The following is a 12,658-nucleotide window of genomic DNA, read 5'->3' as shown; positions in this document are numbered from 1 at the left end:
TTTATAGAGGTGAGCGTAATGAAATGGAATAAGGCAGTGCTTTCTTTAAAGCCTTACCAACCTGGTAAATCAACAGATGAAGTAAAACGTCAATACGGACTTGAAAAAATTGTGAAATTAGCTTCTAATGAAAACCCTTTTGGTTGTTCAGAACAAGTAAAGAAAAGTATTCAATCATTTAATAATTCCTTTGCCATTTATCCAGATGGCTATGCAACCGTGCTTCGTTCAGAGGTTGCTAAGCATACTGGAGTTAAAGAAACAGAGCTTATTTTTGGAAATGGATCAGATGAAAATATCCAAATTATTTCACGAAGCTTACTTGGACCGGGGAAAAATACAGTAGCTGCTACAGGAACATTCTCACAGTATCGTCATAATGCAACTCTTGAAGGGGCGGAAGTGCGTGAAGTACCTCATGCGGATGGCGACCATGATTTAGATGCTATGCTTGCAGCTATTGATGAAAATACGGCTGTCGTTTGGGTATGTACACCGAATAATCCAACAGGAAAGTATATTCCAGAACAAAAGCTGCGTTCTTTCTTAGAACAAGTACCTGAAGATGTACTTGTTGTGTTAGACGAAGCATATTCTGAGTATGTTGTGGCAGAGGATTATCCACGAACAAATCATTGGCATAATACATATAAAAATATTATTGTGCTACGTACTTTTTCAAAAGCTTATGGTTTGGCAAGTCTTCGCGTAGGGTATGGAATTGCTTGTGAAGAGATTATTCAAAGATTAGAGCCTGCACGTGAGCCATTTAATGTTAATACATTAGGGCAAATAGCGGCTGTTGCGGCTCTTTCTGACCAAGAATTTATCGAAACGTGTCGTGTGGCAAATCGAAAAGGTATGGATCAATATTACCAATTCTGTGAACAGGAAAATCTATCGTATTATCCTTCACAAGGAAATTTCATTTTCATCCATTTTAAACAAGATGCGGATGAGATTTTCCAATACTTGCTTGAGCGTGGTTTTATTGCTCGTTCTGGTAAATCATTTGGTTTCCCAACTAGCTTGCGTGTAACGGTTGGTTCTCAAGAAGAAAATGCAGGTATGATTGAAGCTATTAAAGGGTTTTTGCGTGCCGCTTCAGAGAAATAACTAAGGGAAGCCTCCAAGTCTAATAGATGGTTATTGTAAATCATTTTGTTAATCGAACTTAATCATTTTTACAATATAGCCAAATATATAGAAAAAAGCGACGAAGTGGTTCTCGAGTAGATGAGCCACTAGTCGTTATGATATTTATACTATCGTCGAATGTCCAGGATTTCTAAACAAGGGGCATTTGAACGGGCAGTATAAAAAGCGGAGGGAAGCAACGTGAATGGTAAGGTTTTTATAATTGGTCTTGGCCTAATCGGCGGGTCGTTAGCAATGGCTATTCGTCAAGCTCATGAAAGTGTTCATATTGTTGGTTACGATGTGAATGAAAATAATATTCAGCTCGCTAAATTACTAGGCATTGTAGATGATTCTGTTGATTCTATTGCAGAAGGTGTTCTTGAGGCGGACTTAATCTTACTTGCTGTTCCGGTTGATCAAACAGAAAAAATTGTTATACAATTAGCGGATATGAAGCTGAAAGATGATGTGATTGTAACAGATGCGGGCAGTACAAAAAGTACTGTAGTGGAAGCGGCAAAGCATTTAATGAATCGAGGCATTACTTTTATTGGCGGTCATCCGATGGCAGGGTCACATAAAAGTGGGGCTGGGGCGGCTAAACCCCATTTATTTGAAAATGCTTTTTATTTATTAACACCTTCAGATGACCACCATACGAAGGAAATTAATCAATTGAAGGAATGGTTAAAAGGGACAAGAGCGAACTTTTTAGTTGTTAGTCCTCATACGCATGATTGGTTAACAGGTGTCATTAGTCATTTTCCTCACATTGTTGCCGCGGGACTTGTTAAGCAAGCGCAAACATACAGCGAAGAAAATGAGCTTGTTGCGCGATTAGCAGCCGGAGGTTTTCGCGATATCACAAGGATTGCTTCAAGCAGTCCAGAAATGTGGCGTGATATTCTTTTACATAATCGCGATGTTCTTTTAGATTTAATGGACGATTGGATCATGGAAATGGAACATATTAAAGAGCTTGTCGCAAATCGAGATAGTGGAGAAATTTATCGCTTTTTTGCTGAGGCAAAGGTATTTCGCGATGATATGCCAGTTCATGCAAAAGGCGCCATTCCTTCCTATTATGATTTATATGTCGATATTCCAGATACACCAGGGAGTCTCGCTGAAATTACTGGCTTGCTGGCCCAAAAAGGGATTAGTATTACGAATATTCGCATTATCGAGACGCGGGAAGAGATTTATGGAGTCCTCGTTATTAGCTTCCAAAATGAAGAGGATCGCTTAAAAGCAGCAGAAGCTATTGGAAACTATACGACTTATGAAACGATTTTGGCGTAATTTTTAAAAAGTAAAGGGTGATTGCGTGAATACAAAAATATTGCAAACAGACATACAATCATTACGTGGAGAAATTGCCGTTCCGGGCGACAAATCTGTCTCGCATCGTTCCATTATGTTTGGAGCCCTTGCTAATGGAGAAACAATTGTTACAAACTTTCTTCCTGGTGCAGACTGCTTAAGCACAATCGCTTGTTTTCAAAAGATGGGAATTACGATTGAACAGACGGGCAAGCAGGTTCGTGTGATTGGAAAAGGGTTTAAGGGATTAACGGAACCAAGTGAAGTTCTCGATGTTGGTAATTCTGGAACTACAATACGATTGATGATGGGGATTTTAGCTGGACAAAACTTCTCCGCTGTATTAGCAGGTGATCATTCAATTGCTAAGCGAACAATGAAGCGAGTTGTTGAACCGCTTCGAGAAATGGGCGCTGCTATTGATGGTAGAAATAATGGGGAATTCACTCCGCTTCACATTCGTGGAGGAAGTTTAAAACCAATTCGCTATAAGCTTCCAGTTGCTAGTGCTCAAGTAAAATCTGCTATTTTGTTAGCAGGCTTGCAGGCTGAAGGAGAAACTGTCGTTATTGAGCCGGAAGAAACGCGTGACCATACAGAGCGAATGATTCGTCAGTTTGGCGGACAAGTGGTAAAAGAAGGTCAAGAGATTAAAGTGCAAGGTAACCAAGTGCTCACGGGTACTGAAATTTATGTGCCGGGAGATATTTCATCTGCTGCTTTCTTCATGGTCGCTGCCGCTATTACCCCAAATAGCGAAGTAGTGTTGAAAAATGTCGGACTTAATCCGACACGAGTAGGAATTATTGAAGTTATGCAAAAGATGGGGGCGGATATTACGGTTGAAGAGCTTCCATCAAAAGGTGAACCAATCGGTACGATTACCGTTCGCAGTTCGAAGCTTAAAGGCACGACGGTAAGTGGAGAGTTAATCCCACGTTTAATTGATGAAATCCCTATTATCGCTCTTTTAGCAACACAAGCTGAAGGTACGACCGTTATACAAGATGCAGCTGAATTGAAAGTGAAAGAAACGAATCGTATTGACACGGTTGCTCATGAGTTATCGATATTAGGGGCGGATGTGAAACCGACGGATGATGGTTTAATTATTCAAGGCGGTACACCGCTTCACGGTGGAGAGGTAACGAGTCATGGTGACCATCGAATCGGCATGATGCTTGCTGTTGCTGGTTTAATTGCTAAAGGAAAAATTGAATTGCATGACCCTGCTGCAATTAATGTATCCTATCCAGAGTTTTTCGAGCATTTAGGACAGTTGGTTTAAAGATGGTGTACGACTTGAGCCATGTCCTTCATATAGGATAGCTGTAGATGCCCTTCCTAATTGATTTGCTGAAATCAATTGGGAGGGGTTTTTATGTCCCTGTTTCTTTATATGATATAACAACTAGCACAAAAAGTATGTGCATCCAATCAAGAAAGCCGGAAATATGGTTCAAATGGCGAAAAATGTAGAAAACGTATCGGATATTGCCGATATTTTACATGCTAGTGTAAGGGAATGTACTGTATAGTACAGCAATCTTAGTTAAAATAAGCCAAAATTCAACAAGGTTATATAATAAATGATAGAATCTCAATTTTTAACACCCACTGTAAAATACATGTTTATGGTGGGTGTTCTTTATCTGACTGGAAAATTTGTAAAAAAATCACTTTTAATAGAAAAAGGAGAATGAGTATTAGGTGGAGAATGTTATTTTAATCCTTTTTTTAAGTAAGCGATGCTGAACAGCGTACGAAAGTGCGGTTTCATACGAGATGAGCTAAAGCAAAAAGTTGTGTGTACTCGTAAGGAGGCCAGCAACCGATAATGGAAATAAACGATATGTATGTGATAAACTAAGGACGGTTTGATTAATGAGCGATAAAGGAAGGAAATATGTATGAGTTCAGTAGATAAAGTGTTACAACTCTTAAAAAAAGGGGAATTAACGGAAGCAACTTCACATATAAATCGAATAACAACAATGGAATCAGCGGAGAATATATTATCATTAGCTGAAGGAATTTCTCAATTAGGGTTCTTGGATGAAGCGAAGAGATTGTATGAACATTTGCTTCAATTATATCCAGGAGAAGGAGAATTGCTTATTTCGATTGCTGAGATTTTAATTGACAGTGATCAAGAAGACGAGGCAATGCTAATGCTTGAACAAATAAGCTCCGATGATGAGATGTATCCAAGTGCTCTTCTTTTGGAAGCCGATTTGTATCAGTTGCAGGGAATGGATGAAGTAAGTGAAAGAAAGTTGCTTCAAGCGAAAGATTTATTGCCTAGTGAGAGTATTATTGATTTTGCCCTGGGAGAGTTATATTATCAGCAAGGAAGAAATCAAGAAGCCATTTCAGCATACATAAAGGTATTAGAACATGAAGAGGAAATTGGTGGAGTGAATCTAAATCAACGTCTTGCTGAGGCATTAAGTGGGGCAGGAAAGTTCGAAGAGGCACTTCCATACTTTGAGAAGGCACTCGAAAATCATTTGGAAATTAATACGTTATTTGAGTATGCGCTGACTGCTTATCAAGCGGGAATGTATCAAACAGCCATCCAGAAATTTGTCGAATTGAAGGAGCTAGATCGTGAATATCACTCGATGTATTTATATTTAGCTCGTGCTTATGAACATCTTGAAAATGTTGACGAGGCACTAAAGACAGTAAAAGAAGGAATTCGAGCAGACGAGTATAATAAAGAACTATATTTCTTTGGCGGCAAGCTTGCTTTGAAAAAAGGATTAGACGAAGAAGCGGAAGAATTCTTCAAAGAAGCGTTAGCGCTTGACCCAGGTTATTTAGAAGCGACTCTTACTTTATTAAAATTGTATATGCACCAAGAAAAGTATGAAGATGCGCTTGAATGTATGAAAGAAGTACGAAGATATGGCGAAGATGACCCTCAATTTGATTGGATTGAAGCTGTCAGCTATCAAAAATTAGAACAATATGAAAAGGCATTAAATAGTTATCATAAAGCATATAATGCATTTAAGCACAATGAAGATTTCTTAGAGGATTATGGTTTCTTTTTAGTAGAAGAAGGAGACCGTACTACAGCCAGAGAAGTATTTACTGCATTACTTCAAAGCAATCCTGCTAATGATGAATATGTACAAATCTTAGAGAGACTTCATGAGAACTAGGGAGAAGATACGAAGCCGAAATGAAAAAAATATCAAGACAGAGGAGGGAATTCATGATGGCTGCCCCTGTTTCTGTGAACGAGAAGAAGGATTTTATTCGCTGGTTTTTAAATCATTATCAATTGAAGCGTAGGGAATGTGTGTGGATTTTAAATTATTTGATGAGTCATGATCAATTGATGAAGAAAGTGCATTTTGTTGAAAGTGCTCAATACTGTCCGCGTGGATTGATTATGTCGACTCATTGTGTCGATGAAGTACCATTTAGATTTTATAAAGCTAATATTATGACTACGGATGCTGAAAAATCTTTTCATGATATTCGACTAAACCGTGATGAAGAAATTTTTATTCAACTTAATTTTAAGTCTGCCTACTCCTCTCATCAATATGCGGCAGTGTTAGAAGAAAATCCTTATATGCCTAAATCTAAAATTGCTAATGAAAAAGATCAACAGCTAGTTGAACAATTTTTAGAAAACAGTATAGTCTCTTTCCAAAGGGAGCGCCTCCTTAAAAAGATTGATGAAGCACTTGATCAGCATGATGAAGAAGCGTTTAAGAGTTTAACGAAAAAACTCCATTCTTTAAAAGTTGACTTAAAATGATAATGAACGCCTTTCCGTTTATCGGAAAGGTCTTTTTTATTATATCGCTTTGTGTCAATAACATTGTGGAATATTATTGGAGTTTAATGATAAAAATTGGTTTTTCGTAAATAATAAGGATATATAGTAAAGATATTCTATTGAAACGAAAGATGATACAATAAAAAGGAGTTGATTATACAAAAATTGGGAGTGTTGGACCGGTATGAAATGGAATGCAACAGATGTCGAATTATATATAACAGCTAAAGAATATGTGGATACGGTGTTAGTGCCGCTTATTCCAATTTCCTTTGATGATCGAATGAAACAATTATCATCTATGAGTGAATTTCTATCCATTTTAAGTATGGAAATTGAAAAAAAATTTAAAGGTCGTATTTTATTAATTCCGACGTTTCATTATGTAATGGATGACGAAAAAAAGGTTGAAGGATTACAAATTTGGGAAAGGAAATTAAAGCAAGCCGAATTTAACCACATTTTTTTCTTAACATCCGATATTAACTGGAAAAAAGAGGAGAACCATCTGTCTAGTTCGCTCGTTTGGATTCCAGCTATTAACTTAGAATCTTTGCCAATGGAACAGGCTAGAGAGGTAATGAAACAACAAGTAGAACAAATCATCTCCTTATTTATGAATGAATGGAAAAAGGCGGATTAAGAGGCGTTTTTTTGCTTTTTATAAAACATTTGGTATATTTTGGAATTCCCAAATATTGACCTTGGTAAATTATTGATATATCATGGAATTGTCCTAGTTTTATAGTGTTACTATGAATGGGTCTATTTGACTCGATTTAGTAATAAGGGGGGAAAATGCATGAGCAAGCGTAATGTTTCGCGTCGTCAATTCCTTAATTACACACTAACTGGTGTAGGTGGTTTTATGGCAGCGGGTATGTTAATGCCAATGGTTCGATTTGCGGTTGATCCCGTTCTTGCGGGAGGCGGTGAATCAGACTTTGTTGCCACAAAACAAAAAATTAAAGATCTTAGTACCGAACCAACACGAGTGGACTTCAGCTTTACCCAAGTTGATGGCTGGTATGAATCAGAGGTAACAAACACAGCTTGGGTGTATAAAACCAAGGATGGCAAGATTGTAGCCTTATCGCCTATCTGTAAACATTTAGGATGTACAGTAGACTGGGGCGGTGACAAAGAACATCCAGACCAATTTTTCTGTCCTTGTCATTATGGGCGGTATACAAAAGACGGAATGAATGTGAAAGGAACACCACCGATTAGTCCGCTGGATGTTTTTACAACAAAAGAGAAAGATGGAATTCTTTATTTAGGTCAACTAAAACCACATGGGGAGGCGTAAACATTGTTAACAAAAATTTATGATTGGGTTGACGAACGTTTAGATATTACGCCGCTATGGCGGGATATAGCTGACCATGAGGTTCCAGAGCATGTGAATCCTGCCCATCATTTTTCAGCATTCGTTTATTGTTTTGGGGGCTTAACCTTCTTTATTACCGTTATTCAAATCCTTTCAGGTATGTTTTTAACGATGTACTATGTGCCTGACATTAAAAATGCATGGGAATCGGTTTATTATTTACAAAATGAAGTGGCTTTTGGCCAAATTGTCCGTGGAATGCACCACTGGGGAGCGAGTTTAGTCATTGTTATGATGTTCCTACATACTCTTCGTGTATTTTTCCAAGGAGCTTATAAAAAACCACGTGAATTAAATTGGATAGTAGGCGTTTTAATCTTTTTTATTATGTTAGCTTTAGGTTTAACAGGTTATTTATTGCCATGGGATATGAAAGCATTATTTGCGACAAAAGTAACATTAACAATTGTAGATTCTGTGCCATTGATTGGCCCGGCTATGAAAACGTTAATAGCTGGAGATGCGACGATTGTTGGGGCACAAACATTGACTCGATTCTTCGCCATTCATGTGTTCTTCTTACCAGCCGCTCTTTTTGCTTTATTAGCTGCTCACTTTTTGATGATTCGTAAACAAGGAATTTCTGGTCCACTGTAAAGTGTGAATGAAACCGTTTTAAAAATCAGATTAATCAGAATTATAAAAACCTTTTCATGAAGGAGGGGGATTATTTATGCACCGTGGGAAAGGGATGAAATTCGTTGGAGATTCTCGAATTCCTGCAACGGGTCGTAAACCGAATATTCCGAAAGACTATTCCGAATATCCAGGAAAAACAGAAGCATTTTGGCCAAATTTCCTTTTAAAAGAATGGATGGTAGGAGCGGTTTTTCTTGTCGGTTATTTATGTTTAACAGTCGCACATCCATCTCCGTTAGAGAGAATTGCGGACCCGACGGACACAGCATATATTCCATTACCTGACTGGTACTTTTTATTTCTTTATCAATTATTGAAATACACGTATGCGTCAGGCCCTTACAATATTATTGGAGCGCTTGTAATTCCTGGTTTAGCCTTCGGGGCGTTATTACTTGCACCATTTATCGATCGTGGTCCAGAGCGAAGACCGGCTAAACGTCCATTTGCGGTAGGGTTTATGCTGCTGGCACTATCGGGAATTGTGTATTTAACTTGGGAGTCAGCGGCTCACCATGACTGGGAAGCGTCTAAAAAGCAAGGAGCTATTGTAGAAGGAGCGGAGTTTGATAAAGAAAGTGAAGGTTATCAATTACTTGATGCCAATGGCTGTATTAGTTGTCATGGAGCTGAATTAACGGGTGGGGCAGCTGCACCGAGTTTAGTAGATACTGGTTTAACACCTGAAGAAATCGCAAATATTGCGGTTAAAGGTCAAGGTGGGATGCCAGCTGGAATGTTTAAAGGAAGCGATGAAGAATTGGAGAAATTAGCTGAGTTCGTTTCGAGTTTGACGGCAAAATAAAGTGAAAAAACTGATGACTTTTGTTATCAGTTTTTTATGTTGTATTGAAAAGAAGCAGGGAGAATGAAAAACTTGGATTTATAGGGGAAGAAAGGGTAAGATGAGAATATGAGACTTTGAAAGAGGGAACTTATATGAATTGGATGTATAGTATACTGGCTAGCAAGCAAATCCTTCTGCTGCTATTACTAGTTAATATTTTTGGAACAATCTATGGGTATATATGGTATGGGAATCAATTAGCAGAAACTCCTGATATCTTCTTGGCCTTTGTACCAGACAGCCCAACAGCTAGTTTATTTTTTGTCTTTGTCTTGTTTGCTTTTGTACTTAAAACAAATTGGGGCCTTATGGAGGCTTTAGCGATTATAACATTGTTTAAGTATGGAATATGGGCTGTTGTGATGAATATATTAACGCTTATAACAACAGGATGGTTGCCATGGGAAGGCTATATGTTAATTGCCTCTCATTTAGGGATGGCGGTTCAAGGTGTGTTATATGCTCCTTTTTATCGCATCAAGCTTTGGCATCTCGTTGTCGCCGCCATTTGGACGATTCATAATGAGATAATTGATTATGTGTTTAAAATGATGCCGCGTTATGGGGATTTAATGCAGTATATGGATGCTATTGGCTATTTTACATTTTGGCTCAGTTTATTTTCTATTTTTATTGGCTGGTATTTTGGCTATCGTAAAGATCGCTTGGCCCTTAGGATTTAAGATCTGTTAGATTCCAGCATAGGACGTCTGTACTTGTTATAGATCTAATATAAAAATTTGGTCTACTCTTGTTTTCTTATTCATATCGTGTAGTAGAGATATGAGGAGGGACAAGGAGTATGCTTAAAAAAATCTTATTATGCATCATCGCATTATTAATTGTGATCCAACATCCTGCTTTTGGACAAACCTCTTCAAGTTTAGAGCAATTAGATGCTCTGTCTGATAAGGCGCTTGAAATGACAAAACTAAAGCGATATGAAGATTCAGAAGCCATGTTAACGCATTTTTCAGATGTATTTTTACAGTTAACGGCAGAAGAATCGATTTTTGATATGGATGAATTACGTATTATAACAGTGGCTCATAACGAGGCGTTAGGAGCGGTTCAGGATGAGGAGATTACTGATAGTGAGAAGGTTAACGCCGTAACTAAGTTCCGTTTAGTCATTGATGCTGTTAAATCGACTCACCAACCACTGTGGACGAACATGGAATCTTCGATGATGGATACATTTAGTCAAACAAAAGAAGCAGCTCTTCAACAAAATGCCGATAAGGTTGAAGAAGAACTGTCTACATTATTTGCTCAATACGATATGATTTATCCGAGCTTGAAGGTGGATTTATCATCGGAAACGATTCAGCAATTGGATACACGCATTCATTTTCTTAATCAAACGCGTACAGACTTGATGACTGATCAACAAGCTCAGCGTGAATTAGACGCACTTCGCTATGATTTAGAATCAATTTTTGAAAATATGGAAGAGGATGAAGCAGATCCATCTCTGTGGTGGGTTATTATAACAACAGGAAGTATTATTATTAGTACACTTTCTTATGTTGGGTGGAAAAAATATACTGCTGGTAAAAATGAAATTAAAACACGAAAGAAACAAGATGATGAATACTAGGTATATAGGAACACTATATTTGACATGAAATCCTTCGTTTCATACAATAACAATAACTACATTATGAGGAGGACGCTATGTTTTTCGTTTATTTGGCGATTATTATTTTAATCCCGATTTATGCACAAATGAAAGTTAAAAGTACGTATAAGAAGTATTCACAAGTTGCTTCAGCTTCAGGAATGACGGGGGCTGAAACAGCACGGGCAATCCTCGATCAAAACGGCCTTTATCATGTACGCGTAGAGGAAACGCCGGGTATGTTATCTGATCACTATGATCCACGTGATAAAACGGTTCGTTTGTCAACAGATAACTATCATGGACATTCTGTGGCTGGTGTGGCAGTTGCTGCTCATGAGGTTGGCCATGCGATTCAAGATCAAGAAGGTTATGCATTTCTTCGTATTCGCCATGCATTAGTACCGGTTGCGAATTTCGGGTCAAATATATCGTGGATTCTGATTTTAATTGGAATGCTTGCAAGTATGTCAGGCTTGCTGCTTGCTGGTATTATCTTTATGGCAGCAGCTGTATTGTTTCAAATTGTGACGCTTCCGGTAGAATTTAACGCCTCTTCACGAGCAATGGACCAAGTCGTCGCTTTAGGAGTTATTCGCAATGATGAAGAGCGTGAAACGAAAAAAGTTTTAAATGCTGCCGCTATGACGTATGTAGCAGCTGCCTTGGTAGCTGTACTAGAATTAGTTCGTTTAATTTTAGTATATACAGGTATGAGAAGCGAAGATTAATCAAAGAAGGGATTCCTAATTCGGAATCTTTTTTTTGTTATGTACAAAAGCATTTCCGTAAGTCTTAATGTCTAGTGTAAGAGCATAGCTCCTCTATGCCCAATCTACTTGAAAGGTGAAGTCCAAGAACGGCTCCACCTTCTAGCTTACACTTTCGTGTTTTTTTATGAGTGAAGCGGGTTTTTATTTTCATCTAATGTGAACCCTTCTCCTAGTACATCATGCACTTCACTAACAGAAACAAAGGCATGTGGATCAATAGAAGTAATAACGTTTTTCAGGCGAAACAGTTCATTTTTACTGACCACGCAATAGAGAACTTCTCGCTCCTGTTTTGTGAACGAACCATATCCGTTCAAGACGGTTACCCCTCGATCCATCTCTTTCATTATTTGTTTAGAAATTTCCACGTTTTTTTCCGAGATAATTATGGCTCCACGTGCAGAGTAGGCTCCTTCTTGAATAAAATCAATGACCCGTGCTCCAATAAAAACAGCCACAAGTGTATACATTGCTTCTCGATAACTTAAATAAGTCAGGATAGATAAACCGATTACCATCGCATCAAACATAAACATGGCTCGTCCAATGCCAATCCCGAAATAGCGGTTTGCAAAACGGGCAATAATGTCCACTCCTCCTGTTGTTCCTCCGTAACGAAAAATAATGCCGAGTCCAACCCCGATAGACACCCCGGCAAATAGTGAGACAAGCATTAAATCGTCTCCAAGAGCCATCGGAATTTGGTAGCGTTCGAAAATCCACAGCCAGAAAGATAAGCCGACCGTACCAATAATGGTATAATAAAAAGAAGTTCTGCCTAAATACTTCCACCCAATAATAAAAAGAGGAATATTTAAAAGCAAGTTTGAATAAGAAGGTTTGAATCCAGTTAATTGATATATAATCAGAGTGAGACCGGTGAATCCACCTTCTGCTAAATTATTTTGCATATTAAAGTGAACTAGGCCAAATGCAAAAATGGCTGCTCCTAACAGGATGAATACAATATTCTTGGTTTGTAAGCTATGGTTCATATTAAGTACCTCCAACGCTTAATATACGTTCAATACAGTCATTTTAATCAAATGACTCGTTTCTTATGAAGTTTCCTGTGGTGACCCGTGCTGAAAATGTTGTCATTAGCGTCAGTTTTAGCTAACATAAT

Annotated in this window: 13 protein-coding genes; 12 read left to right on the top strand and 1 reads right to left on the bottom strand. The window is 38.1% G+C overall.

The features are described from left to right. The first annotated feature begins 18 nt into the window (after positions 1-18). The 12 genes from hisC (at position 19) to V7068_RS02100 (ending at position 11,490) form a co-directional block, all read left to right on the top strand. On the top strand, positions 19-1,116 hold the full coding sequence (hisC, locus tag V7068_RS02155; protein ID WP_499710781.1) for a histidinol-phosphate transaminase: 1,098 nt from the start codon (positions 19-21) through the stop codon (positions 1,114-1,116). A 222-nt stretch (positions 1,117-1,338) separates the two neighbouring features. Next, positions 1,339-2,442 carry a prephenate dehydrogenase gene (locus V7068_RS02150; protein WP_499710779.1) on the top strand — a complete coding sequence of 368 codons (1,104 nt, stop codon included), beginning with the start codon at positions 1,339-1,341 and terminating at the stop codon, positions 2,440-2,442. 37 nt (positions 2,443-2,479) lie between these two features. After that, positions 2,480-3,751 carry a 3-phosphoshikimate 1-carboxyvinyltransferase gene (gene aroA, locus V7068_RS02145; protein ID WP_499710875.1) on the top strand — a complete coding sequence of 424 codons (1,272 nt, stop codon included), beginning with the start codon at positions 2,480-2,482 and terminating at the stop codon, positions 3,749-3,751. 622 nt (positions 3,752-4,373) lie between these two features. After that, positions 4,374-5,633, top strand: coding sequence for a tetratricopeptide repeat protein (locus V7068_RS02140; RefSeq protein WP_499710777.1), 1,260 nt, complete (start codon positions 4,374-4,376; stop codon positions 5,631-5,633). Between the two features lie 56 nt (positions 5,634-5,689). After that, positions 5,690-6,241 (top strand): ReoY family proteolytic degradation factor, encoded by a 552-nt coding sequence (locus V7068_RS02135; RefSeq protein WP_119115626.1) that lies wholly within the window; start codon positions 5,690-5,692, stop codon positions 6,239-6,241. Between the two features lie 205 nt (positions 6,242-6,446). Beyond that, positions 6,447-6,905 (top strand): YpiF family protein, encoded by a 459-nt coding sequence (locus tag V7068_RS02130; protein ID WP_499710776.1) that lies wholly within the window; start codon positions 6,447-6,449, stop codon positions 6,903-6,905. A gap of 159 nt (positions 6,906-7,064) precedes the next feature. Beyond that, positions 7,065-7,571 carry a Rieske (2Fe-2S) protein gene (locus tag V7068_RS02125; protein WP_499710775.1) on the top strand — a complete coding sequence of 169 codons (507 nt, stop codon included), beginning with the start codon at positions 7,065-7,067 and terminating at the stop codon, positions 7,569-7,571. 3 nt (positions 7,572-7,574) lie between these two features. Further along, positions 7,575-8,249, top strand: coding sequence for a menaquinol-cytochrome c reductase cytochrome b subunit (qcrB, locus tag V7068_RS02120; RefSeq protein WP_119115336.1), 675 nt, complete (start codon positions 7,575-7,577; stop codon positions 8,247-8,249). A 76-nt stretch (positions 8,250-8,325) separates the two neighbouring features. Next, complete coding sequence (locus tag V7068_RS02115) at positions 8,326-9,096, top strand: menaquinol-cytochrome c reductase cytochrome b/c subunit (protein WP_252286586.1); 771 nt, start codon at positions 8,326-8,328, stop codon at positions 9,094-9,096. Between the two features lie 134 nt (positions 9,097-9,230). Next, on the top strand, positions 9,231-9,821 hold the full coding sequence (gene lhaT / locus V7068_RS02110) for a lipoprotein heptaprenylglyceryl N-acetyltransferase LhaT (protein ID WP_499710772.1): 591 nt from the start codon (positions 9,231-9,233) through the stop codon (positions 9,819-9,821). Between the two features lie 119 nt (positions 9,822-9,940). Further along, positions 9,941-10,738 carry a sporulation protein YpjB gene (gene ypjB / locus V7068_RS02105; RefSeq protein ID WP_402920789.1) on the top strand — a complete coding sequence of 266 codons (798 nt, stop codon included), beginning with the start codon at positions 9,941-9,943 and terminating at the stop codon, positions 10,736-10,738. 77 nt (positions 10,739-10,815) lie between these two features. After that, positions 10,816-11,490 carry a zinc metallopeptidase gene (locus V7068_RS02100; RefSeq protein ID WP_499710770.1) on the top strand — a complete coding sequence of 225 codons (675 nt, stop codon included), beginning with the start codon at positions 10,816-10,818 and terminating at the stop codon, positions 11,488-11,490. A 164-nt stretch (positions 11,491-11,654) separates the two neighbouring features. Here V7068_RS02100 and V7068_RS02095 read toward each other — a convergent pair whose 3' ends face one another. Then, complete coding sequence (locus V7068_RS02095; RefSeq protein ID WP_499710769.1) at positions 11,655-12,527, bottom strand: YitT family protein; 873 nt, start codon at positions 12,525-12,527, stop codon at positions 11,655-11,657. Positions 12,528-12,658: the final 131 nt, after the last annotated feature.

It is taken from the genome of Bacillus sp. JJ634 (assembly GCF_036962285.1).
GTDB classification, from domain to species: Bacteria; Bacillota; Bacilli; order Bacillales; family DSM-1321; genus Peribacillus; species Peribacillus asahii_A.
This window is presented reverse-complemented; position numbering and strand designations above follow the sequence as displayed.